21 protein-coding genes and 2 pseudogenes are annotated in these 23,661 nt (G+C 72.6%); 11 read left to right on the plus strand and 12 right to left on the minus strand.

The genetic code is table 11. The features are described 5' to 3' along the window. Positions 1 to 6: 6 nt before the first annotated feature. From CLV40_RS04945 to CLV40_RS04955, 3 genes are read right to left on the minus strand one after another with little or no spacing between them, the layout of a single operon-like run. Positions 7 to 1,419, minus strand: a complete 1,413-nt coding sequence (locus tag CLV40_RS04945; RefSeq protein WP_104477362.1) for an aminobutyraldehyde dehydrogenase — start codon at positions 1,417 to 1,419, stop codon at positions 7 to 9. Beyond that, positions 1,416 to 2,354 carry an agmatinase gene (gene speB, locus CLV40_RS04950; protein WP_104477364.1) on the minus strand — a complete coding sequence of 313 codons (939 nt, stop codon included), beginning with the start codon at positions 2,352 to 2,354 and terminating at the stop codon, positions 1,416 to 1,418. The genes CLV40_RS04945 and speB overlap by 4 nt, the downstream gene beginning before the upstream one ends. Next, positions 2,351 to 3,634, minus strand: coding sequence for a flavin monoamine oxidase family protein (locus CLV40_RS04955; RefSeq protein WP_104477366.1), 1,284 nt, complete (start codon positions 3,632 to 3,634; stop codon positions 2,351 to 2,353). The genes speB and CLV40_RS04955 overlap by 4 nt, the downstream gene beginning before the upstream one ends. 192 nt (positions 3,635 to 3,826) lie before the next feature. Here CLV40_RS04955 and CLV40_RS04960 point away from each other — a divergent pair, with 192 nt between their 5' ends. Next, entirely contained in the window at positions 3,827 to 4,456 is a 630-nt protein-coding gene (locus CLV40_RS04960; RefSeq protein ID WP_104477368.1) for a class I SAM-dependent methyltransferase, read from the plus strand. Continuing rightward, a complete protein-coding gene (locus CLV40_RS04965) occupies positions 4,453 to 5,001 on the plus strand; it encodes a TrmH family RNA methyltransferase (RefSeq protein ID WP_104477370.1) in 549 nt (182 codons plus the stop codon). Before CLV40_RS04960 ends, CLV40_RS04965 begins: the two co-directional genes overlap by 4 nt. 4 nt (positions 5,002 to 5,005) lie before the next feature. Here the strand turns inward: CLV40_RS04965 and CLV40_RS04970 are convergent, their stop codons facing one another. Continuing rightward, on the minus strand, positions 5,006 to 6,505 hold the full coding sequence (locus CLV40_RS04970; protein ID WP_104477372.1) for a PucR family transcriptional regulator: 1,500 nt from the start codon (positions 6,503 to 6,505) through the stop codon (positions 5,006 to 5,008). 192 nt (positions 6,506 to 6,697) lie between these two features. Here CLV40_RS04970 and CLV40_RS04975 point away from each other — a divergent pair, with 192 nt between their 5' ends. From CLV40_RS04975 to CLV40_RS04985, 3 genes are all read left to right on the plus strand, one after another. Continuing rightward, entirely contained in the window at positions 6,698 to 8,293 is a 1,596-nt protein-coding gene (locus CLV40_RS04975) for an amidohydrolase (RefSeq protein WP_104477374.1), read from the plus strand. A gap of 70 nt (positions 8,294 to 8,363) precedes the next feature. Further along, a complete protein-coding gene (locus CLV40_RS04980) occupies positions 8,364 to 9,800 on the plus strand; it encodes a purine-cytosine permease family protein (RefSeq protein ID WP_104477376.1) in 1,437 nt (478 codons plus the stop codon). A 370-nt stretch (positions 9,801 to 10,170) separates the two neighbouring features. After that, positions 10,171 to 11,058: a carbohydrate-binding protein gene (locus tag CLV40_RS04985; protein ID WP_245931077.1), complete on the plus strand. Its 888-nt coding sequence runs from the start codon at positions 10,171 to 10,173 to the stop codon at positions 11,056 to 11,058. Here the strand turns inward: CLV40_RS04985 and CLV40_RS04990 are convergent. Further along, positions 11,055 to 11,942, minus strand: coding sequence for a TIGR03620 family F420-dependent LLM class oxidoreductase (locus tag CLV40_RS04990; protein WP_104477380.1), 888 nt, complete (start codon positions 11,940 to 11,942; stop codon positions 11,055 to 11,057). The genes CLV40_RS04985 and CLV40_RS04990 overlap by 4 nt on opposite strands. Positions 11,943 to 12,066: 124 nt before the next feature. On the opposite strand from CLV40_RS04990, the gene CLV40_RS04995 reads away from it, so the two are divergent. From CLV40_RS04995 to CLV40_RS05005, 3 genes are all read left to right on the plus strand, one after another. Further along, positions 12,067 to 12,609: a TetR/AcrR family transcriptional regulator gene (locus CLV40_RS04995; protein WP_181043333.1), complete on the plus strand. Its 543-nt coding sequence runs from the start codon at positions 12,067 to 12,069 to the stop codon at positions 12,607 to 12,609. Positions 12,610 to 12,846: 237 nt separating this feature from the next. Beyond that, positions 12,847 to 13,812 (plus strand): hypothetical protein, encoded by a 966-nt coding sequence (locus CLV40_RS05000; protein WP_104477384.1) that lies wholly within the window; start codon positions 12,847 to 12,849, stop codon positions 13,810 to 13,812. A 168-nt stretch (positions 13,813 to 13,980) separates the two neighbouring features. Continuing rightward, positions 13,981 to 14,958 carry a hypothetical protein gene (locus tag CLV40_RS05005; RefSeq protein WP_104477386.1) on the plus strand — a complete coding sequence of 326 codons (978 nt, stop codon included), beginning with the start codon at positions 13,981 to 13,983 and terminating at the stop codon, positions 14,956 to 14,958. Between the two features lie 90 nt (positions 14,959 to 15,048). On the opposite strand, the gene CLV40_RS05010 is transcribed toward CLV40_RS05005, so the two are convergent. Beyond that, the gene (locus tag CLV40_RS05010; RefSeq protein ID WP_104477389.1) at positions 15,049 to 15,534 is read right to left on the minus strand and encodes a VHL beta domain-containing protein; all 486 of its coding nucleotides are present in this window, start codon (positions 15,532 to 15,534) and stop codon (positions 15,049 to 15,051) included. Between the two features lie 50 nt (positions 15,535 to 15,584). Further along, positions 15,585 to 16,649: pseudogene (locus CLV40_RS05015) on the minus strand (aldo/keto reductase). A 178-nt stretch (positions 16,650 to 16,827) separates the two neighbouring features. On the opposite strand from CLV40_RS05015, the gene CLV40_RS05020 reads away from it, so the two are divergent. Then, positions 16,828 to 17,469, plus strand: coding sequence for an MmyB family transcriptional regulator (locus tag CLV40_RS05020; protein WP_281261640.1), 642 nt, complete (start codon positions 16,828 to 16,830; stop codon positions 17,467 to 17,469). Here the strand turns inward: CLV40_RS05020 and CLV40_RS05025 are convergent. Together CLV40_RS05025 and CLV40_RS05030 are read right to left on the minus strand one after the other, a co-directional pair. Beyond that, on the minus strand, positions 17,389 to 18,504 hold the full coding sequence (locus CLV40_RS05025) for an alpha/beta hydrolase family protein (RefSeq protein WP_104477391.1): 1,116 nt from the start codon (positions 18,502 to 18,504) through the stop codon (positions 17,389 to 17,391). The two genes, CLV40_RS05020 and CLV40_RS05025, sit on opposite strands and share 81 nt — an antisense overlap. Positions 18,505 to 18,749: 245 nt before the next feature. After that, a complete protein-coding gene (locus CLV40_RS05030) occupies positions 18,750 to 19,229 on the minus strand; it encodes a helix-turn-helix domain-containing protein (protein WP_104477393.1) in 480 nt (159 codons plus the stop codon). 768 nt (positions 19,230 to 19,997) lie between these two features. On the opposite strand from CLV40_RS05030, the gene CLV40_RS05035 reads away from it, so the two are divergent. Next, entirely contained in the window at positions 19,998 to 20,768 is a 771-nt protein-coding gene (locus CLV40_RS05035) for a type VII secretion system-associated protein (protein WP_146107936.1), read from the plus strand. A gap of 92 nt (positions 20,769 to 20,860) precedes the next feature. Here CLV40_RS05035 and CLV40_RS05040 read toward each other — a convergent pair. Beyond that, positions 20,861 to 21,070: pseudogene (locus tag CLV40_RS05040) on the minus strand (SAM-dependent methyltransferase); the annotation flags it as partial. A gap of 21 nt (positions 21,071 to 21,091) precedes the next feature. Beyond that, on the minus strand, positions 21,092 to 22,426 hold the full coding sequence (locus CLV40_RS05045; protein ID WP_245931081.1) for an aminotransferase-like domain-containing protein: 1,335 nt from the start codon (positions 22,424 to 22,426) through the stop codon (positions 21,092 to 21,094). Between the two features lie 44 nt (positions 22,427 to 22,470). Here CLV40_RS05045 and CLV40_RS05050 point away from each other — a divergent pair, with 44 nt between their 5' ends. Continuing rightward, complete coding sequence (locus tag CLV40_RS05050) at positions 22,471 to 23,157, plus strand: alpha/beta fold hydrolase (protein ID WP_104477399.1); 687 nt, start codon at positions 22,471 to 22,473, stop codon at positions 23,155 to 23,157. Here CLV40_RS05050 and CLV40_RS05055 read toward each other — a convergent pair. Beyond that, on the minus strand, positions 23,152 to 23,574 hold the full coding sequence (locus CLV40_RS05055) for a hypothetical protein (RefSeq protein WP_104477401.1): 423 nt from the start codon (positions 23,572 to 23,574) through the stop codon (positions 23,152 to 23,154). The genes CLV40_RS05050 and CLV40_RS05055 overlap by 6 nt on opposite strands. Between the last annotated feature and the right edge of the window lie 87 nt (positions 23,575 to 23,661).

Below are 23,661 nucleotides of genomic sequence, written 5' to 3' on the forward strand. Positions count from 1 at the left end.
CCGGTGTCAGTGCTTGTGCATGACGTGCTTGACGCGGGTGTAGTCCTCGAGCCCGTAGTGGGAGAGGTCCTTGCCGTAGCCGGACTGCTTGAAACCGCCGTGCGGCATCTCGGACACCAGGGTCAGGTGGGTGTTGATCCAGACGCAGCCGAAGTCCAGGCGCGCGGACAACCGCAGCGCCCGCCCGTGGTCGGCGGTCCAGACGCTCGCGGCCAGCCCCTGGTCGACCCCGCAGGCCAGGCGCAGCGCCTCGGCCTCGTCGGCGAAGGTCTGCACGGTCAGCAGCGGCGCGAAGTTCTCCTGCTGTACCAGGTCATCGTCCTGACGGACACCTGAGATCACCGTCGGCGCGAGGAAGTACCCCCGGTCGCCGACGACCTCTCCCCCGGTGAGCACGCGCGCGTGGTCGGGCAGGCTGTCGAGGATCGAGCGGACACGGGCGAACTGCTCGGCGTTGTTGAGCGGTCCGTAGTCGGCGGTCCTGTCGGATGGAGGTCCGGTGTGGACGTTCTTCGCCCGCTCGACGAGGAGTGCCGTGAACTCCTCGTGGATCGCCTCGTGCACGAGGATCCGGGACGCCGCCGTGCAGTCCTGTCCCGCGTTGAAGTAGCCCGCGGCCAGTACTCCGTCCACAGTGGCGTCGAGGTCCGCGTCGGGGAAGACGAGCACGGGCGCGTTGCCGCCGAGTTCGAGGTGCGCGCGGGCGACGCGGTCGGCGGCGGTGCGGGCGACCTCGATGCCAGCGCGGGTGGAGCCGGTGATCGAGACCATGGCCGCGGCCGGGTGCGCGACGACCGCGCGACCGGTGTCCCGATCACCGCACACCACGTTGAGCACCCCGGCGGGCAGGAACTCGGCGGCGAGTTCGCCGAGCAGCACCGCCGTCACCGGTGTCGTGTCTGCGGGCTTGAGCACGACGGTGTTGCCCGCGGCGAGCGCGGGGGCGATCTTCCACGCCGCCATGAGCAGCGGGTAGTTCCACGGCGCGACCTGGCCGACCACGCCGACGGGCTCACGCCGGACGTACGAGGTGTGGCCGGGCAGGTACTCCGTGGCGGCGAGGCCCGGCAGCAGCCGCGCGGCGCCCGCGTAGAAGCGCAACGCGTCGACAGAGGCCAAGACCTCCTCGGTGCGGGTGGTGGCGCGCGGCTTGCCGGTGTTGCGGCACTCCGCCTCGACGAACTCGTCCGCGCGGCTCTCCAGTGCGTCCGCTACCCGGAGCAGGGCTTCCTGGCGCTGCGCGGGTGTGGTGTCCCGCCAGGTGTCGAAGGCCGCGACAGCAGCACGGTATGCGGCATCCACATCCTCCGATGTGGACAGTGGTGCGGTGTCGAACACCTCGCCGGTGCACGGATCCACCAGGTCGGCGGTGGCGTCCGTGTCCCGCGAGACTCCGTTGACGAGGTTGCGCACGGTCACCGTTCCTCCTGGGGCAGCACACTCAACAGCTCGTAGACCACGTGCGCGGCGGCGATCCCGGTGATCTCGGCGTGGTCGTACGCGGGCGCGACCTCGACGACGTCCGCGCCGACCACGTTGAGCCCGGCCAGGCCGCGCAACACTTCCAGCAGCTCCCGGCTGGAGAGCCCGCCCGCCTCCGGTGTGCCGGTGCCCGGCGCGAAACCCGGGTCGAGCACGTCGATGTCGACCGAGACGTACACCGGTCGGTCCGCCAGTCGGGCGCGGACCCGGTTGATGATGTCGTCTATCGACGCGCGGGCGAAGTCGCGGGCGTGCACGGCGGTGAACCCGAGGCGTTCGCTCTCGTCGAGGTCCAGCCGCGAGTACAGCGGCCCGCGGATCCCCACGTGCACCGAGTGTTCCTCGTCGACCAGGCCCTCTTCGCTGGCCCGCCGGAACGGGGTGCCGTGCGTGTGGGCGGCGCCGAAGTAGGTGTCCCAGGTGTCGAGGTGCGCGTCGAAGTGCAGCACGGCGATCGGCCCGTGGCGGCGGTGCTGGACCCGCAGCAGCGGCAACGCGATCGTGTGGTCCCCGCCGATGGTGATGAGCCTGCGCCGGGTCCCCGCCAGGTCGGTGGCGGCGGCCTCGATGGTCGCGACCGCCTCGGCGATGTCGAACGGGTTGACGCCGACGTCACCCGCGTCGGCGACCTGGCGGACCGCGAACGGCTCGGCGTCCAGCGCCGGGTTGTAGGGGCGGAGCAGGCGGGAGCTCTGCCGCACGTGGCCGGGTCCGAAGCGGGCGCCGGGCCGGTAGCTGACGCCGGTGTCGAACGGGACGCCCCAGATCAGCGCGTCGGCGTCGGGGACGTCGGCCAGGCGCGGCAGGCGGGCGAAGGTGGCGTCCCCGGCGTACCGGGGGACGCGGGTGGCGTCGACGGGACCGATGGTCACGGGAGCACCGCCAGGATCTCGGCGGCGGCGCGCTTGCCGCTGTCGATGGCGCCGTCGATGAACCCGGGCCAGCGCCGGGCGGTGTGCGCGCCCGCGAAGTGGACCCGGCCCTCGGGGGTGGCGAGGTCCCGTTCGTAGCGGGAGATCTGGCCCGCGCGGAACGTGGTCCACGTACCCCGGGACCACTCGTCGTCGACCCACCGGTGCGTGGCGGCCCGGGTGACCTCGGCGTCGGGGGCGAACTCCCGCACGGCCCGCTGGACCGCGTCGAGGTCGTCGGCGTCGACGCGGTCGTGCTCCGGCGCGAAGCAGACCAGGACGACCCCTTCGGGCAGGGTGCGCATGGCGCCGACGTAGTCGAAGGCCGTGCCCCAGCCGAAACCGCTGAGGTCTTCGGGGACGTTCCGCGCGAGCGCCCAGACCTTCTGGCCCTGCCCGGCGTGGTTCTCGGCGGAGATGGCCAGCTTGGCCGGGGCGAGGCCGGGCTGGAAGTCGATGTGCCGCAGGACGCCGATGGGCACGGTGACCAGGAGCCGCGCGGCGGTGAACTCGTCGTTGACGACGACGTGGTCCTCGGCTTGCCGGACTCGCCGCACGGGGGTGTCCAGCCGGATGTCGACGTCCCGTGCGAGGGCGGCCGCGAGGGCGGCGGTGCCGTTGTCGAAGGTCTGCCCGAGGACGCTGGCCTGGACCATGCCCCAGACGGAGTTGTCCATGGCGGCCAGCCAGCGCAGGATGTCGAGCGCGGAGCCGGTGTCGGCGGCGGCGTTCCCGCAGCCGCAGAACCAGGAGATCAGCAGCTCCCGGGCGTTGCCCTTGAGGTTCGCGGCACCGGCCCAGTCGCGGATGGGGACGTCGAGGTCCGCGAGGTCCTGTTCGGACAGTGGGCGGTCGACGTCGAGGCGAGCCCCGGCGGCGATGAGCGCGCGAACGGCGTGTTCGAGGTCGCCGAGTTCGTCGGGCGGGACTGGCAGCAGGGTGTCGAGGACCGTGCCGTGGTCAGACCACGTCATCCGGGCGGGCAGTTCGCTGTCGGTGACGGGGATGCCGTAGCGGCGGACCTCGGCGCTGACGTGGGCCTGCTCCGGGACGATCCAGGTGCCGCCCATCTCCAGGCCGAAGCCGGGGAACAGGTCGGTCCGGTACCAGGTGCGGCCGCCGATCCGGTCCCGCGCCTCCAGCACGCGGACCGAGCGGCCCGCCGCCACCAGGTCGCGGGCGGCGGTCAGCCCGGAGAAACCCGCTCCGATGATCGCGACATCCACATCCGGAGTTCCCATCACGCACTCACCTTCCGCCGGTTGCCCGGCGCCGAGAACCGTGCCGGAACCGTACGATCGGCGCAACGGATGGGTCGATGGACGCCATGTCCAATTCCACAGGCGGGACTGGACAGGATGTCCAGCCCACAAACCCCTGGGTACGATACGGACGGTGACGCCCGAGGAGCGGGTGGGGAAACTGGGAACGGGATGTTGGGGACTCACTATTTCGACGAGGCGCCGAGCAGCGGCAGCGACCGCAAGTCGATCCCCCTCACGTTGCCCGACCTGTCCCTGGAACTGACCACCGACGTCGGCGTCTTCTCCCGGGACCACCTCGACACCGGGACCAGGGTCCTGCTGGAGCACGCGCCGCCGCCGCCCGTGCGCGGACCGATCCTCGACCTGGGCTGCGGCTACGGGCCGATCGCGCTGACCTGGGCCACCCGGCGCAAGCGCCTGGAGGTGTGGGCCACGGACGTGAACACCCGCGCACTGGAGCTGACCCGGCTCAACGCCGAGGCCGCGGGACGGGGCAACGTCCAGGTCGGCACCCCCGACGAGGTCCCGGCGGACGTCCGGTTCGCGGCGATCTACTCCAACCCGCCGATCCGGGTCGGCAAGTCCGTGCTGCACGACATGCTGCGGCACTGGCTGCCCCGTCTGCTGCCGGACGGCGCGGCGTTCCTCGTCGTGCAGCGCAACCTCGGCGCCGACTCGCTGGCGAAGTGGCTCATCGGCGAGGGGTTCCCGACCACGCGCCGCAATTCGACCAAGGGCTTCCGCATCCTGGAGGTCCGGCCGCGGCCCGAGGTCGCGGCGGAAAGCGGTGGGGCATGAAGCAACTGGGTGAGACCGATCTCAAGCGCCTGCACCGCACGTGGCGCCGCAAGGACCACTTCCGCCTCGCGCTGATGCTGGAGAACCTGCAGTCGCCGTTCAACGTCGGCGCGATCGCCCGGACCGCGGCCGCCATGGGCGCGGAGGCGCTGTACCTGGCGGGTTCGGCCGTCGACGTCCGCTCCGCCGCCGCGCAGAAGGCCGCCATGGGCAGCGACCGGTTCCTGCGCACCGAGCGCCTGGAGACCACGGCGGAGGCGGTGGCGCGGGCCCGCGCCGACGGTTTCCTGGTGGTGGCGCTGGAACTGGCCGACGCGGCCGTGCCGCTGCCCGAGGTCGACCTGGCCCGGGACGTGTGCCTGGTGCTGGGCCACGAGGACCGCGGCGTGTCGGCCGCCTGCCTGCTGGACTGCGACGTGGTCGCGTTCGTGCCGCAGCTGGGCAAGATCGGCTCGCTCAACGTCGCCTCGGCCGCCGCCGTCGGCTGCTACGAGGTGCGCCGCCAGGGTTTCGCGGCCGGGGACGCTCCATCCACTGCGGACTAGCCGCCTACGCCGTCGAGTGCGCGTAGGCCAAGGCGTCGCGGGCCTCGAGGGCGAGCCACAGTTCGTAGCGGGCCGGGGCGGTCGTCAGGTCGCGGCCGGTCAGGGCCTCGACGCGGTCTATCCGGTTGCGGACGGTGTGCCGGTGCACGCCGAGGGTTTGCGCCGTGGTGTCCCACGCCGCGTTGGCGTCCAGCCAGGCCCGGAGCGTCGGCAGCAGCTGGCCCTTCGGGTCGGCGGCGTCGATGGGGGCCAGGGCGGTGTCGGCGAAGGACGCGAGGAGTTCGGGCGGACCGAGGGACAGCAGCAGTCGACTCGTGCTGTGCTCCCCCGCCTCCGCCGGGCGGCCGAGGCGTTCGCTGCTGGGGAGCAGGGCGCGGGCCTGCCGGAGTGAGACCGCGACCGCGCCGGGGTGCACGGCGGCGCCGATGCCCGCCGCGCGGGCCGGGGCGAAGCGGTCGAGCAGGGCGGTGAGGTCGACTTCCGCCGCCGCCAGCGCCTCGACGGTGTCCGCCGCGCACCGGACCAGGCCGCCGGGGAGGACGAGGGCGAGGTCGGCGGCCAACTCGTCCGCCTCACGCGGGCGGGCCAGCACGGCGACACCCCGGATCCTCGGGGCGGTCAGGCCGAAGGCGGCGAGCACGGGACCCGCCTGGTCCTCCGGCAACCCGGCGGCCAGCCTGGTCATGGCCTCGGTGCCCGCCCGCCTGCGCGGCTCGTCGGCGAGGTGGCGGCGTTCGAGTTCGAGGGTCAGCAGGGAGACCAGGGCGGCGTCGAGGGTGCTCGGGCGGTCGGGTCGGGCCAGCAGGAGGTGGCCGCGCAAGCGCTTGGCGCCGATCGGCTGCACACCGACCGCGAGGCCGTCGACCTCGACCGCCGCGCTGCCCAGGAGCCCTCGGGCGGCGACCTCGTCGAGGACCGTCCGACCGGCGGCGAGCAGCGCGGGCGCGGTGGGGCCGACGGCGGCCAGTTCGCGGCCGAGGAGGTCGGTGACCACAGCCGCGCGGCCGGTCGCGGCCTGCCAGACCTTGAGGATCCCGGTCGGCCCGGCACCCGAGGTCGCCGCGACGGTGAGCTTCCGCTGTACCTCGATCGTGTGTTCCAGCGCCCGGCGGTCCTCGGCGGCGAGCGCGGCGAAGACGGCCTTGGTGACCGCGATGAACGGCACCTCGTCCGGCACGACCAGCAGCGGCAGCCCCGCTTCCTCCGCCGCGGCGACCAGCCCGCCGGGCGGCTCCCGGTGCGGCTGGCCGTGCCCGACCCCGAACGCCAGCGCCGCCGCACCGCCGTCCACGACGTCCTGGACGTAGTCGCGGCACGAATCCGGGTCGACCGGCAGGACGACGCCCGCGGTCATGAGCAGTTCGCCGCCGTGCAGCCACTCGCCGGGCCGCGCCAACTCCGAGACGTGCGCCGCCGTCACGACGCGCTCCCGACCCGCCGCGCCCGCGACCAGCGTCAGGCGGAGGTCGCGGTGGGCGAGCAGGGCATCCACGGTCAGCGGCATGGACACAGTGTCCACACAGCCCGGCGAAGTTCAACCCCGCGTCCATCGACCGTCGGGGCGACGGCCACCTACTGTCCCCTCCCACGTGACCCACGCCTCACCCGTTGGAGGTCCCGCGGTGATCGACCACCGACGTCATCCGTCCACTGTGGCTAGTTTGAGTGCCGCCACCCGAGCGGACGGAGCACCCCGATGACCGCGGCCGACCTGGTGATCCTCGGCGCGACCGTGCACACCATGGACCCGAACCGGCCGACCGCCGACGCCGTCGCCGTGCGCGGCGGGGTGATCGTGGCCGTCGGGGACGTGCGGGCGCACCTCGGTCCGCGCACCGAGGTCGTCGACACCCCGGGCCTGGTCGTCACCCCCGGGTTGGTCGACTCGCACCAGCACCCGATGCACGGCATCGCCGACACCCGGGCCACCAGCGCCGCCGGGCTCACCGGCCCGGACCAACTCGACGAGCTCCTGCGCCGCACCGCCGCCGCGCTGCCGCCGGACGCCTGGGTCGTCGTCAACGGCGTGGAGTACGGCGCGCTGCCCGCGCACGTCCTCCCCCGCGCGTTCCTCGACGACGCCGTCGGTGGTAGGCCCGCGTTCCTGTGGTTCGCCGACTCCCACAACGCGGTGCTGAGCACCCGGGCGCTGGGTCTCGCGGGCATCACCGGACCGGTGGATTTCGGCGACCGCTCGGAAATCCTGGTCGACGAGGACGGCGTGCCGACCGGCCTGCTGCACGAGATGACCGCCGTGCTGCACGGGTACGCGGCGGTTCCCCCGCCGTCCGCCGACGAGATCGCCAGGCTGGCCGGGGAGCTGTTCGCCGCGCAGGCGGCGTGCGGGATCACCGGGATCCACGTGCCGGACAGCTGGCCGGGCACCGAAGGCGTGCTGGACGCGTTGGAGGCGCGGGGCGGGCTGCCGCTGCGGATCCGGTTGGCGCCGTGGATGTTCCCGAACGGCGTCGAGGACACTTTGGACTCCGTGCGCGAGCGCCGCTCCGGTGGCCGCTGGCGGACCGGGGCGGTGAAGTTCTTCCTCGACGGCACCGTCGACGGCGGCTCGGCCTGGCTGGGGCACCCGGACTGCGCGGGCGACGGGACCCGTCCGATGTGGATCGATGTGCGGCGGTACGAGGCCGCGGTGCGGCGGGTGGTCGACCTCGGGCTGCCGTGCCTCACGCACGCGATCGGCGACCGCGCGGTCTCCACCGTGCTGGACACCTACCAGGCCGTGGGGCGCCCGAAGTCCGGTCGGCACCGGGTCGAGCACATCGAACTGCTGGCCGACGAGGACGTCTCCCGGTTCGCCGAACTGGACGTCGTGGCCTCGATGCAGCCGACGCACATGGACTGGACCCTGCCCGACCACACCGACAACTGGTCGCGGCGGCTCGGTTCCCCGCGCTGCGCGCACGGCTGGCGGTGCGCGGACATCGTGCGAGCGGGCGGCCGGATCGCGCTCGGCTCGGACTGGCCGGTCGCGCACTACGACCCGCGCGTCGTCATGGCGGGCGCGCGACTGCGGCGGCCCGCGGCTGAGCACGACCGCGCGCCGGTCGGCTTGGACCAGGCGTTGTCCGCGCGGCAGAGCCTGGCCGGATACACGACCTGGGCCGCTTACGGCGTCGGCGAGGAACAGGTGGCCGGGCGGGTCCAAGAGGGCTTCCGCGCCGACCTGACCGTCTTCGGCGGCGATCCCCTCGCCTGCCCCGGCGGAGAACTGGCCGACCTCCCGGTGGCGATGACCATTGTGGACGGTCAGGTCGCGCACCGCTCCGCTCGCTAGTTCGCAGGCGGGCACTTCCCGCCCCACCCACGTCCACTCGTCGGGGAGTGCGGCACTCCGGAGGTTTGGCATGACATCGACTCCCGCGTCCCCGCCCGCCGACGCGCCCCGGGCACCGGCCGGGTCCGGCCGGGCGGGGCGCGTCGAGGCCCACGGCATCGACGTGATCGGCGACGACGAGCGGCACGGCCGCGCGCGCGACCTCGTCGGCGTGTGGGCCGCGCCGAACGTGAACTACCTGGCCCTGGTGGTGGGCGGGGCGCTGGTGGTGATGGGCCTGCAGCTGTGGCAGGCGCTGCTGGTGATCGTGGTCGGCAACCTGTGCTGGGTGCTGGTCGGTGTGCTCGCGATGAGCGGGCCCGCGGCGGGCGCGCCCAGCGAGGTGATCACGCGGGCGGTCTACGGGACCCGGGCGAACCGGGTCGTCATCGGGGTGAACGGGTGGTTCATCTCGGTCTGCTACGCGGCGCTTAACTGGTCCGCCGCCTCGGTGACGACCTTCAGCCTGTTCGCCCGCTACGGCATCGAGTTGAACACCGCCGGGAAGGCGGTCGTCATCGTCGGCATCGCGGCGGCGACCCTGGTGATCAGCGTCTACGGGCACGCGATGATCGTGCGGCTGTACCCGCGCCTGACCCTGGTGCTGACCGTGGTGTTCGCCGTGCTGGCCGTGTTCGTCTTCGGTCACACCGACTGGTCGTACCACCCGCCGGTGGCGCCAGCCGGGACCGAGCTGTGGGCGGCGCTCGCGGGCGGTCTGGCCCTGGTCGCCTCCACTGCCCTGTCCTACAACAACAGTGCCGACTTCGCCCGTTACCTCCCCCGGTCCGCCAAGGGCTCGTCGGTCGCCGGGTGGACCGCCCTGGGCGCGTACCTCCCGAGCACGCTGTTCACCGCGCTCGGCGCGCTGGCGGCGACCACTTTGGACATGAGCGACCCGCAGACCGCGCTGGCCCAGGTGCTCCCCGGCTGGTTCACCCCCGTCTTCCTGATCGCGGTGGTCCTGGGCGCCATCGCGAACAACGCGATGACCATCTACAGCGCGGGCCTGGCGATCCAGGCGATCGGGCTGCGGATCCGCCGCTCGCGCAGCGTGCTGCTGGACGGCACCATCGGGGTGCTGATGACGATGTACGCGCTGCTGGTCTCGAACTTCCTCGAGGCCGTGAGCACCATGTTGCAGCTCATGGTGGCGGTGCTGTCCCCCATGATGGCGATCTACGCCAGCGACGTGCTGCTGCGCCGCAACCGCTACGACGGCCACGCCCTGAGCGACGAATCGCACGGCGGCCCGTTCTGGTACACCGGCGGCGTCAACTGGGCGGGCGTCGGCGCGCTCGTCACGGGAATCGCGTGCGCCTTCTCGTGCGTCGCCATTCCCGGCCTGCACACCGGTTTCCTGGCGGCGGCGATCGGCGGGATCGACCTGTCGCTGCCGGTAGGGCTGATCGTCTCCGCCGCCGTCTACACCGCCGCGATGCGGCCCCGGATCAGGGCACTCGGGTAGCGGGCCTGCGGACCAGCTGCCGTCGGCACCGACGACCAGATCCGCGCCGCCGTGCTGTCCAACCCGCCTGCGCCCCGCAGGCGACCCCCGTCGACGAGGTCGTCGAGACCCTGACGTGCCCGCTGCTCGACGGGCTCCGGGGGCCGCGGTCGTAATGTCTGGTTGCGGCCGCTTTTGCCGTATAACTCGACCGTCGAAGAAAGTGCTATTACCGGCTTGAGCTGGGGCGATATGCCTAGTGTGAATGGCAAGGACTGCCCGACCGCGGAATTGCCGACCTAAAGTTAGCGCACGGCGGAGTGCTTGTCCCGGCCTCCACCGACTTTCCCTGCGAGCGCGAGGAAATGGCATGGTGCGCAGATTTTCGGTAATGGCTTGTGCCGCGGGCCTGGTGGCCGCGGTGATCGCGGGTGCGTCCGGGGCGGCGGACGCCGCGCCCGGCACTCCCGCCGGCGAGGTTCCCGGGCTGACCGGCGAGGCGGCGACGGTGGCCGCCGGACCGTCGGCGGATCGCTTCCGCCAGGTCCGGCGGGCCCAGGCGGACCGGTCCGCCGCAGCCGCCACGGCCCAGGCGGCGGCGCAGAAGCACATGTTCTGGGGTCCGGAACCGCAGCTCGGTTCCAACGCCGACGGTTTCGTGGCGACGCAGAGCGTTATTCCTTCGCTGCGGCTCTCCAATTCCGCCGATGTGGTCTACGCGCCGACGATGAAGCCGACCGGGCATTCCTGCATCGAGGTGGTCACCGCCTACGGGCTCGGGCAGGGCGCCCAGGTGTGGGCGTGGGACTGGTGCGGGAAGGTCGGACCGGCGAAGGTCACGCAGATCAACAGCGCGTTCCTGACCAACTACACCACCACCGTCAACGGGCGGCCCGCGTACACGGTGCAGGAGATCCGCACCAACGCCGCCAACAACACGTGGACCGCACAACTGTTCAACGTCAAGACGAACGCGTGGGACAACCTGTTCACGCAGAGCGGGACCGACCAGAGCAAGCTCAACGAGGGCTGGGACATCTTCGAGATCTACGCGACCCACAACAACTCCACGGGCCGCGCCTACTACTGCACCGACGCCAAGGGGCAGGTCTTCGAGTCCAGCTCGATCAAGCTGCGGATCGGCGGGCAGTGGTCGGCCGCCACGGCCGCCAACTCGCCGATGCGGCCCGCCGCGACACCGCGACCGGCCGACTTCGACTGCCCGACGCTGACGTCCCAGGTGCCCGCGGCCAACAGCAACTGGCGCGTGACGATCTAGCGCAGCTCGGCCAGCTCGCGCCACTGGTCCAAGGGCAACGTCCTCGGGTCAGCCGGTAGGGCTTGGAGGCAGACCTGGTCGGCGCCCGCCCGGAGGTGGGCGTCGACCCGGTCCGCCACCGCCGACCCGGACGTCGCGACGATGGCGTCGACCAGGCGCGCGCTGCCGCCGTCGGCGAGATCCGCGTCGGTGAAACCCAGGCGCCGCAGGGAATCGTGGTACGGGGCCGTGGCGAGGTAGGTGCCGACGTGCGTCCGCGCGCGCTCGGCCGCGTCCGGAACCCCCACGACCACGGCCTGTTCGACGACCAGCCGCCGGTCCGGCCCCAGGATCTCCCGCGCTTGAGCCGTGTGCTCCGGCGTGACGAAGTACGTGATCGCGCCGTCCGCCCGGTCCCGCGCCAACGCCAGCGCCTTGGGCCCCAACGCCGCGAGCACGCGCGGCGCCCGCGGCCGCGTCTCGGGCAGGCCGACCAGCGGCAGGATCGGGTCCGGCTCGTCAAGGCCGTCGAGGTGCTCGCGCAGGGCCGTCAGCGGCCGGGAGTACCGCAGCCCCAGCGCCCCCTCGACGACCCGCGCGTGCGAACTCCCCAGCCCCAGGACGAACCGGTCCGGGTGGCTCTCGGTCAGCGACCGCACCTGGTTGCGGACCAGCCGCGGGTGCCGCCCCCAGATCACCGCGATCCCCGTGCCCACAACCAGCGACTCGGTGGCCCGCAGCAGGTTCGCCGACTCCAGGAACGGGTCGCGCAACAAACCCTCGCTGAGCCACAGCGCGGAGAACCCCAGCCCTTCCAACTCCGCCGCCGCAGCGGCCGATTCCGACACGGGCCGCAGATCAATCCCCGCGACCCATACACCCACCCGACCCAGCGACGGCAGCATGCGGCAACTCCCCAGTGTTGACGGCCTCGGCTCCACCGAGGCGGCGCGATCTCGCGATACGATCCGGAGTGATACTCCGGATAATACGGAGTATCACTCCGCTTCGGCAAGGAGGTGGTTCCCGGTGTCCACACCGCGGCGCACGGACGCGCGGCGCAACCGGGCTCGGCTGGTGGCCGCCGCGGCCGAGCTGTTCGACGAGGTCGGCGCCGACGCCACCGCGATGAACGACGTGGCGCGGCGGGCGGGCGTCGGCCCCGGCACGCTCTGGCGGCACTTCGCCGACAAGGACGCGCTCATCGCCGAAGTGGTCGGCGACAGCCTCGACAACCTCGCCGCGCTCGCCGCCGACCTGCGCGCCGAACCCCGCGCGCTGCGGCGGTGGGTGGTCGAGCTGGTCCGGCACATCAGCCGCTACCGGGGTCTGGTCGACGCCATCGCGCACGCCGGGCCCGACGGCCCGCTCGGCGGCCGGTGCCACGCCGTGGAAGCGGCGACCGCGGACCTGGTCGAGCGGGCGCGCGCCCAGGGGGAGGTCCGGGCCGACCTGACCGCGACCGAGGTGGTGCGGTTGGCGATGGCCGTGGCGTGGGTCAACGAGGCCGTGACGCCGCCCGACACCGCCGACCGCCTGCTGTCGTTGATCTTCGAGGGGGTCGACCGCTAGTCCGGTGTGGCCCGCGGGCCACTACCCACCGGAGCCGACCACCGGCGACAACCCTGTGGATAACTCCCGATTCCCGGTCGTGGCCTGGGGATTGGATGATCCGGGGAGAAGTAGCCCACGGTATCGGTCGACGCTGCGCGGGTGCGCTGAGCTGGTACGTCGTACGATCGATGGCCCTGACCGGGGTGCGGGTCCGGGTGGGGCCGGGGCCGACGAGTGGGCATGACGGAGGGCCGAATGCCGTTTTCCTCCAGTGAGTTCGCCGCCGAGCTGCGGCTGCTGCGCAAGGGGCGGGGCGTCGACGGGCGGATCGTCGAGGTGGTGGGGCCCGCGCTGCGGGTGCTGTGCGGGGTGGGCGTGACCGACGGTGCGGCTGCCGTGCGGGAGAGGGTGAAGTCCACTCTGGTCGAGCTGACCGCACGGCTGCCCGACGACCTGCGCGAGATCGTGCGGACCGCGCTCGCGCTGCCCGCGCCGGGCGAGCGGCACGCGCCCTTCCTCTCCGAGCGCACCGCCGTGCTGGCCAAGCGGTACAACCGCGACACCCGGACCATCCGGCGGCGGATCGACGAGGGCATCTCGCTGCTGGCCGAGCTGGCCGCCAACTCGGTGGTGACCGCCGTCGAGGGCACCGACTGGTCGGCCCGCAGGCTGGAAGCCGTCTTACGCCTGGACCTGCAGACCCCCGAGTGCTTCGAGCGCCGCACGATCGTGGCCCTGCGCGAGGGGCTCGACCACATCCGGTACTCGATCACCATCCCGCCCGCCCGCGACCCGGGCGACACCGAGCGACCGGTCGGTCTTCTCACCCGTGTCCACTTCGGCGCCGAGGTCGTCGGCAAGCAGGTGCGCGGCAAGCGGTTCACCGTGGACATGCGCATCCCGGCCCTGGCCGTCGGCCAGGAGCACGAGTACGGGCTGGTCAACCGGATCCCGGTCGGGCAGCGGATGCGGCCGTACTACCTGTTCTTCCCCGAGCGCCACTGCGAGCGCTTCGACCTGCGGGTGCGCTTTCCCGCCGACGACGACCCCGGGGCCGTCGAGGTCATCCACGAGGCCTTCCACCGCGACATCGACGAGCCCGGCTTCGTCGGGCAGCGGACGCCGGTGGACACCATCCACGAGGCCAGGATCGGCTTCACCGACCTGAAGCCGGGCTACGGCTACGGCCTGCGCTGGACCGACACGCGAAACATCGCATAACGGAAAGTGGAAGGACCGGTCCACTTCGCGCGAAATTGCCCACGCATTAATCCGTTCGAGTGAGCGTCGGTTGTGGACATGACTGTTCGTAACACCGCCCGGGACGCGTTCGATCCTCTGGGTACCTCGCCGGGAAACCGCGGGGAATCCACCTGAAACGGAGGGGCCGTGCCGTTCTCCTCGACCGAGTTCGCCGCCGAACTGCGCAGGCTGCGCCGGGGCCGCGGTGTGCAGGGACCGCGCATCGGCGACGAGGTGGGTCCCGCGCTGCGCGCGCTGTGCGCGATCACCCCGCACGACTCCCACGCCGCGATCCGGGAGAAGCTCGGCGCCCGGATCGCCCACCTGGGTGCCGCGCTGCCGCACGACCTGCGGATCGCCGTGGGCACCGCGCTCGCGCTGGATCCCGGCTCCTCGGCCAAGTTCCTCAACGACCGGATGCGGGCGCTGGCCGACCGGTTCGACCGGGATGTGCGCACCGTGCGGCGGCGCATCGACGAGGCGCTGGACCTGCTCGCCGAACACGCGGCGCTGCACCAGGCACCGGACCTCGCCCAGCCCACCGGTCCGGCCGCGCCGCGACCCGGGACCGGGCCGTGGCGCGTCGAACGGCTGGAAGCGGTGGTGCGCCTGGACGCGGGCGCGCCGGAGTGCATCGAGCGCCGCACGATCGTGGCCGAGCGCGACCTCGGTGACCGGATCGTGGTGCCGGTCAGCCCCCGGTCGGTCGACCCCGGTTCGACGGCGCCCGTGCGCTCGTACTTCGGCGCGGAGCTGCTCGACACCGTGCCGCGCGCGGACGGCGGCTGCCTGCTGGAACTGCGGCTGCCCACGCCGCTGACGGCGGGCCAGCGGCACGAGTACGGCCTGGTCGTGGACATGCCGCGGGCCGCGCCCCCACCGCACTACATGTACTTACCCGAGCAGCGCTGCGACTCCTTCGACCTGCGCGTGCGCTTCCCCCAGGCCCCGGTGCCGACCGCGGTCAGCCTGGTGCGCGGCGCGCGCGACCTCGACTCGACCGACACCGAGGACGCCGAGGCGACCACCGTCGACGCGGTGCGCGAGGTGCACGCCCGGTTCGACAACCTCACCTCGGGACTCGCCTACGGCCTGCGGTGGCGGTACGCCAACCTGAGCGCCTGAACAACCGGTCCGGAATCGACAGGTCCACAGCGGACTATCGACGCCGAACCCGTCCGCAACAATTCGACGACACCGCCGGTCGATTCCGACTCAGTCAATGGTGTATTCGCCATCGGTACCGGGAGCGGCGAATCTACCGAGTTCCGCGTAGACGGAGTCGCGCACGATCCAGATGTGTCCGGTGAAGGTGGGCTGCTTGTAGCTCTCACCGGGGTTGAGGGCGTTGTAGAGCACTTCGCGACCGTCGAAGTCGACCCAGTAGATGACGACCCGATCGGACCTGAGGTTGGCGAACGTGATCGTGACCCCGTGGTCGGACGGTGGGGACCGGTCCGCGGACGGCCGGGGGAACGCCGGCGTCGACCCGATGGCGGTCGGCTCACTGCTCGGCGACTCGCTGGTGGTCGGTTCCGCGGTGTCGGACGGATCTTCGGACGGCGACCGCGGCGCCGTCGTCCGCGTCGAGACCTCCCCCGCCACCGCCGTGGCCGTGACCGCCAGGCCCGTCACCTGCGCCGAGCACCCGGCCACCGAGACCGCCACTGCGGCCAGCAGAACCACGACCACACCGCGCACGCGCCGCCTCCTCGGAAACGATCTGAAGTCTGGCGGCACCCTAGCCGGGATTACCGACTCGCGAGCCGCACGTCGCCGAACACCACGTGCCGGGTCAGCGGGAGCTGGAGGAAGGCGTGCGGGAAGCCCAGCGGCACCTCGCTGACCGCCGCCAGCCGGGCCACGTGCGCGTCGGCCAGCTCGACGTCGAGCGCGCCGAGGTTGTCCGCCAGCTGCGCCGCGGTCCGCGCCCCGGTGATCGTCGAGGTCACACCGGGGTTGAGCAGCGTCCAGGCCAGCGCGACCCGCGACGGCGTGGTGCCGATCTCCGCGGCGACCTCCTTGACCGCGTCGGCGATGCCGAGCGACCGCTCGGTCAACGCCCCGTTCCCCAGCGCGATGTCCCGGCGCGTCCCCTCGGCCGACACCGGGGCGCCGGTGGGCGCCAGGTCGGCGTGGGAGTACTTCCCGGTCAGCACCCCACTGCCCAGCGGCGACCACGGCACCACGCCGAGCCCCATCTCCCCCGCCATCGGGATGAGGTCGCGCTCGACGGTGCGCTCCAGCAGGCTGTACTCGATCTGCAGCGCGATCAGCGGGGACCACCCGCGCAGGTCGGCGACGGCCTGCATGCGCGAGACCTGCCAGGCCGGGGTGTCGGAGATGCCGAGGTAGAGGACCTTGCCCGCGCGGACCAGGTCGTCCATCGCGCGCAGGATCTCCTCGACCGGCGTAGTGGCGTCCCACGCGTGCAGGTAGAGCAGGTCCAGGTAGTCGGTCTTGAGCCGGTCGAGGCTGCGCTCGACCGAGCGGACCATGCTCTTGCGGTGGTTGCCGCCGGAGTTCGGGTCGTCGGCCTGGCTGCTGAGGGTGTACTTGGTGGCGAGCACGAGCCGGTCGCGCCTGCCCACCGCGAACTAGCCGACCAGCGACTCCGAGGTGCCGTTGGTGTAGTTGTTCGCCGTGTCGACGAAGTTCCCGCCCCGGTCGACGTAGGTGTCGAACAGGTGCTGGGCGTCGTCCTTGTCGGCACCCCACCCCCAGTCCGCGCCGAAGGTCATCGCGCCCAGCGACAGCGGCGAGACGCGCAGCCCGGACCGGCCGAGCAGGCGGTAGGTGTCGAGTGAGTTTGTCACGGTTCCTCTCCTGTCTCCGTCAACTGCCACCAGGCTGCCGGGCTCGAGCACCCGCGTGAAGGGAGCCTTGATCCTGGGACCGCCAGCGCTGTGACATTCCCTCCCACCACCCACCCCCTCTTCCCCACCCGGCATCGTCCCCGACTCGGCGAGCCAACGCGGACGCTGTCGGACCCACGTGAGGGCAGACGGAGTTCGTGGGAGCGACGACCCCACCGCAACCGGTTCAACCAACAAAACGGCTGGTGGACGGTCCCTGCCGGGTGGCTGGTCGCCGCTGCCCGCGATGCTGCTCGACCACGCCTTCGACATGCTCGCGTGGAAACCGGAGATGTCCCGGCTGCTGCTCGACTTCGACACCGTGCCGGACGCCCCGCGCAACGTCATGGCGCTGTGCCTGCTCACGCCGCGGTTCCGCGACTTCTACCTCGACCGCGAGCGGATCATGCGGATCGCGGTGGCCGACCTGCGCGCCGCGTGGGCCGCGCACCCGGCGGACGCCGCGCTGGCCGGGCTCGTGCGCGACCTGTCCCGCAGTCCCGAGTTCACCCGGTTGTGGGACCTGCGGGACGTGCGGGTCAACGGGCGCGGGCGCAAACCGCTGCGGCACCCGGGGGTCGGGCAGCTGGCGGTCGACTACGAGGTGCTGAACCCGTTGCAGAAGCCGGGTCTGCGGTTGGTGGTCTACCCCGCGGCGGACGCGGCGTCGCAGTCCGCCTTGGACGAGTCGGCGCGGTCGCTACCGGCCGTCCCAGCGGACGGTGACCTCGGGGAAACCGCGGGTGGGGCAGTCCAGCAGCGGGGTCGGGGTGCCGCGTAGGAAGCGGTCGAGGAAGGCGCGGACGTAGGTCCGCTGCACCCGCACCGCGCGCGCCGGGGTGACCGTGCCGAACAGCTCCGCGTAGACCTCGGCGGGCAATTGGTCCAGTCCACCGGGTGCGACGTAGAAAGGCGCGTCGGTGAAGCTGTAGTGGCCCATGGTGTCCGCGGCGAGGTGCCTGCCCCAGCCGGACTGGGCGTCGCGCCACCGGGTCCACGAGTCGAAGTGCCAGGCACCGGTCAGCAGGAGCGCGGGGACCGGGACGCCCTCGGTGGTGACGGGGGCCGACAGTCCCCCGTCGAGGTCGGCGGCGGCGCGGATCCGGCCGTCGAGGCGCGCGGCCTCGAAGGCGGTGGCCCCACCGGCGGAGTGGCCGATCGCGGCGACGCGGCGTGGGTCGACGGAGTTCTGCCAACGCCGGGAGACGGCGGTGAGCGCGAAGGACAGGTCGCGGGCCCGGTAGGTGATCGCGGCGGCGACGTCCTCGGGGGTCTCCTCGGCAGGCCGGTCGTGGGTGATCACGCGGCCGTCGGGGAACTTCACGGCCGCGGCCTCGTAGGTGTGGTCCACGCCGACGACCAGGTAGCCGTGGCTGGCGAGGTCCTCGGCGAGCGCGGTCCCAGTCGCGCGACTACCGCCGTAGCCGTGGCTGACCAGCACGACCGGCAGCCTGCCGGGCAGGATCGGGGCGTCCAGGACGGCCGTCGGCGTGATCGACCGCAGGGAGTCCCGGGGCGCGCCGAGGGCACCCTCCAGCGCGCGGGTCACCTCGGTGGGCGCGTACTCCGCCCGAGGCCTGCCCGCGGCGGAGCGGGTGGGGTACCAGGTCTGGACCATTAGCTCGCGGGGTCGCGGGGTGGGCGCCCAGGTGTCCACACGGGACTGGTCCACCAGGTGCACCGAGGTGGTGGCGACCGGGTACCCGCCCGTGGGCTCGGGCAGCCGGACCACCGCGGCCGCGCCCGCCGAGGGTGCCGCGACCAGCGCCAACACGCCTACCAGCACCGAAACCAGGACAAACAGCCTCGACCGCATGCGGCAGACCGTAGCCACCCGGTCGGCCGTTGGTCTAGACCTACGGCCGACCGCTCGAGGAACCGGTGATCGCCGCTGGTCGACGGCGGGACAGCGCCCGGGCCGGGCTCCGGTGGTTCGAGCGGGTGGAGACCGGGTTCGAATCGGGGGACCACGGGGCCGGGTCGACCAGCGCTACGCGGGTCGTCCGTGGTCCGCCGGGAAATCGAACGCGGGATGCCGCGGGCCGCTCCAGGCCCGCGGTGTCAGTCGGAGTCGACGTCGCGCACGCGCTTGCGGGCGTTGAGCACGGAATTGTGCCGATAAGCCTCAGCCGTCGCGGGCGCGCTCGGTGGTGCCGGTTCGGTGAAGGAGCGGATGAGGTTCACCACCGCCTGCCGCTGTTCCTCGGTGAGCCGCATGACGAGCTCGCGCACCTCGGTCACGGTGGCCGTCGGCCTGCCCGCGCGGGCCGGTTCGTACCGCGTGGGATCGAGTTTCGCCAGCTCCAGCGCCTCGCGCGGATCCACGTCCACGGCCAGCGCCGCGTTGATGACGGTATCCGCTTTGGGCCGGAACGGTTTTCGGTCCGCCCTCCGCCCGCTTTCCAGTTGTTGCCACGAGGTGCGTGAGAAGCGGGCCTTCTGGGCCGCGTCCTCCTGCGACCAGCCCTTGTCGTCCCTTGCTCGACGCAGAACTTCCCCGAGTGGCCAAGAGGTCTTGTCTTCACCGTCCCGCCCGGTCATGGCGGAGATGATCCCGCATAGTCGCCGACATGACGACCGTGAAACGCCAATGCCTTTATGTTGCTAATTGTTTCTGCGTTGTAGGCAACACTGCGCCGAGTCCGATGCCCGCCGGCCGCCCCATCCGCCAGAGGCATTCGACCCGTGGCGGCCACCACACTGTCCACTGTGGACGAGAGAAGTAGGCGGCGGACCGGGCCGGTTTTACCCGATCGGGTGATATCCCGGTGCCGTTTTTTCGCTGACCCGGACAATTCGTGCGGTCGGCCATCAAGTTGTCACCAGACAAATTTCTCTCCCGGGCGGAACGCGATGCCGGGAACGAAAGCCGGACCCGGGCGCGCGCGTTCATCCCCGGGCGACGCGGCACCACCACCCGGTACCGCGTGCCACCGCTGTCCCGGCCGCGGGGAATGGGGTAACCACCAAACAATCGTCACCGCGCCCTTCGGCGCCCGGCAATTCCCGGCGCGCCCGCGGCGGACGCGGCGACCGCCCGCGTGGGCGCGCTCCCGACGCCGTGCGCGCAGGGTGAGCGCTTTTATCGGGCCCACCCGAACGGGTCGGCGGAGCGGAACCCGCGCGGGCAAGCCACCGAACGTGGCCGCGTCACCCGAACAGCGCACCCCCGGCCCGCGACGACCGGGTGGAGTACCCCCCGATCGGCCACCCGGGGGTGTCGTCGTCGCCTGTCGGACGAGCGGGTCGCTTACCCTGCGAAGTAAGCCGTGAGCATCCAGTCGCCAGCACGTCGTGAGGCAGGGCCCCGTGGCATCACCGATGTCGACACCGCGCAGGCCCCCCGAGGTCACCTCGGGGGTGCGGGCGCGGGCCAGGTTCGCACCCAACAGCTGGATCCCCGTGCTCGCGCCGGGGTCCACTGAGGTCGTCGGGCGGTTCTGGGTGGACGCGGGCGGCGAGGTCACCGACGAGTTCATCCCCAACCCGAACTACCGCGAGTGCGCCCCGCCGGTCATCACCCACGAGATGCGCTCCTGGGCGATGTACAACCCCGGCGGCTGGGTGGAGGTCTTCGACCCGGCCCACCCGGGACCGCAGCGACCGCCGTGGGCGCTGGTCGGCCGGTACCCGGTGGACGGTCAGGGCTGGATCATCGACGCCTTCCAGCCGAACCCGAACTACCGGCCGTCCCCGGTCGCGCTGGGCTGGCCCAAGCCGCGCACCGAGGCCGAGTCGGTCCTGCAGCTCGCGCACACCGGTCAGATCGAGTACCGCGAGGCGGTGCTGGCGGTCATGGCCGCGACCCTGGTGCTGCCCGCCGACCCGAACCGCCCGCCGCGCACCCGGCTGGTGCTGCGCGACCGGGTGGTGGACGCGTTCGTCAGCCAGGACGCGATGCCGGGCGCGTGGCCCGGCCACTGGCAGCAGTTCAGCGGCGTCGAGGTCGCCCTGCTGATCCGCAGGCTCTCCGACGTCCCGGGCGGCCCACCGGACCTGCTCCTGCACGCCGCCCCCGACCTGCAGGTCCGCATCCCGGGCACGGTGCTGGTGGAGGCCCTGCGGATCATCACGGACTGACCAGGGCCAGCAGGGAACCCTCGGTGAAGCGGCAGCCGGGGTGCCGTGCGCGCGACGGCGAGCATGCCGGGTGACAGGTCGACGCCCGCGACGTCGGTGCCCCGCGCGCGCAGGAAGCCCGTCACCCGACCGGTTCCACAGCCCGCGTCGAGCACGGGGCCGCGCACCAGTTCGGCGAAGGCGCCCAGCACGGCCCGGTCGATCGGGTGGTCGTCGTCGATGGTCGGGACCACCGCCGCGTACCCGGTCGCCACGGCGTCGAAGGCCGCGCGGGTCCGCTCCTGGCCGTCGTTGATCGACATGCCGACGACCGTAGCGACGGCTCAATCCGCGCCGAGGTCCTCGGTGCGGGCGATGTCGGCGAGCCGGTCGAGCGCGGCGGCGAGGGTCGGCAGGGGTGGCGACGCCGTGGCGAGCCGGACCGCGTGCGGGGCCCGGGCGGTGGCGACGGTGAAGGCGGCGGCCGGGGTGATGGCGATGCCGGAGCGGGCCGCGGCGGCCACGAACGTCTCGGCGCGCCAGTGCGCGGGCAGGCGCCACCAGCAGTGGTAGGCGCGGGAGTCGGCCTGGACGTCGAAGCCCGCCAGGCGTTCGGCGACCAGGCGCTGCCGGGCCCGGGCGTCGGCGCGCTTGTCGGCGCGCAGGCGGGTGGCGGTGCCGTCGGTCAGCCAGGCGGTGGCGGCGGCGAGCGCGAAGCCCTGCGGGCCCCAGCCACCGGTGCGGATGGCGGCGGCGACCTCGGCGCGCAGCGCCCGGCCCGCGATGGCGAAGCCGAGGCTCAGCCCGGGGGCCAGCCGCTTGGAGAGGCTGTCGACGACGACCGCGCGGTCGGGCAGCAGGGCGGCGAGCGGCGGGTCGTCGTGCAGGAAGCCGTAGATGGTGTCCTCGATGAGCGGGATCCCCTTGTCCGCCAGCACTTCGGCCACCTCGGCGCGGCGGACGGCGCTCATCGACACGCCGAGTGGGTTGTGCAGCGCGGGTTGCAGGTACACCGCGCGCAGTGGACCGGCCGCGCGCAGGGCCGCGGGCGTGACGCCTTCGCCGTCGACGGCCAGTGGCACCAGCGTGACGCCGAGCCGCGCGGCGATCCCCTTGACGACCGCGTACGTCAACTCCTCGACGCCCAGCCGCTCCCCCGGCGGCACCATCGCGGCGATGACGCCCGCGATGGCCTGCCTGCCGTTGCCCGCGAACAGCACGTCCTGCGGCTGGGGCGACCAGCCGTCGCGGGCCAGCGCGACCGCCGCCGCCTCCCGGGCCGCCAGGGTGCCCGCGACCCCGACGGCGCGGATCGCGTCGGCCATGGCGGCGGGTTTGACCTGCTTGCGCAGGCTCTCCGCGAGGAGGTCCGCGTGCTCGGGCAGGACCGGGAAGTTCAGCTCCAGGTCGACCGCGAGCGCGGCGGGTTCGGCGAGCACCGGGCCGGGCAGGCGGGTGCCCGCGCGCACGAACGTGCCCCGGCCGACCTCGCCGACCACCAGGCCCCGGCGCACCAGCTCGCCGTAGACGCGGGAGGCCGTGGAGGCGGCGATGCCGTGGGTCCGGGCGAACCGGCGCTGGGTGGGCAGCCGCTCGCCCGGTTTCAGCCTGCCCGCCGCGATGTCGGCGGCGATCCGGTCGGCGACCTGGCGGTAGTCCATCGATTGCTCCGAGGGCATTGTTTTGATTGCACCGCGACTATAGCGCGAATACCTTCGAAACCATGCTCCTCTACGTGCACGGCCACCCCTTCGACCGGACGATGTGGGCACCGCAGCTGACCCGCTTCGGCGGCACCGCCCCGGACCTGCGCGGCTACGGCGACGGACCCGCCGCGTCCGGGGTCACCCCGATGTCGACCTTCGCCGCGGACCTCGCCGAGGTCGCCGGGCCGGACCCGGTTGTCCTGTGTGGACTCTCGATGGGCGGGCAGATCGCCATGGAGTTCCACCGGTTGTACCCGTCGCGGGTGCGCGCGCTGATCCTCGCGGATACCTCGGCGCGCGCGGAAACCCCGGAAACCAAAGGGGAAAGGTTGGCGATGGCCGACCGGCTCAGCCGCGAGGGCATGGCGCCGTACGCGGCGGAGGCGCTCTGGAAGATGGTCGCGCCGGGCAACGACGAGGCGGCGGAACACGTACGGCGCATGATGCTCGCGGCACCGCCCGACGGCGCGGCGGCGGCTCAGCGGGGGCGCGCCGAACGGCCGGACTACCGGGAGAGCCTGCTGGCGAACCCGGTCCCCACCCTCGTGGTCGTCGGCAGCGAGGACTCGTACACCCCGGTCGCGGAAGCGGAACTGATCCCGTCGACGTCGCTGGTCGTCATCGAGGGCGCCGCGCACCTGCCCAACCTGGAGCGGCAGACGGCGTTCAACGCGGCGGTGGGCGACTTCCTGGCTGGACTATGAGTCGCGGCGGACCACACCGAGCCCGATGAGGGTGGCGAGACCGCCGAAGAAGAGGAGCACCGCGTAGTCGGCGCGCCCGCTGATGGCGCGCTCGCAGATGTCGATGTAGCTGACGACCTCCGTGCGGGTCGGTCGGTCGAGGTCGGCCACGACGGACGCGGACTCGGCACCACCGAAGGTGTTCCCGCAGGTGACGGTCCGATTGGGAACCGGGTGGGCCACGGACACGGGCACGATGGCCAGGACGAGCCCGGTGACGAGCGCGACACCCGCCAGCACGGCGGCGAAGACGCGCTTGCTGACGGTGATCTGCGCGAGCGGGTCCGCGGCGGGCGGTGCCGGGTCGGCGTGCGGCTCCGCTCGGGCGGGTGGGTGCGGCAGGGCCGGGAGGTCCGGTCGCGGCGGCGGCGTGGTCATGGGGTCAGCTTCGCCGATGGGAGCGGGAGTTGGGAAGGCTCCGGGGATCCGGTCACGCGCTGTTCCGGGGGAACCCGGACCGGCTGT

Source organism: Actinokineospora auranticolor (assembly GCF_002934265.1).
In the GTDB taxonomy this organism is placed as follows: domain Bacteria; phylum Actinomycetota; class Actinomycetes; order Mycobacteriales; family Pseudonocardiaceae; genus Actinokineospora; species Actinokineospora auranticolor.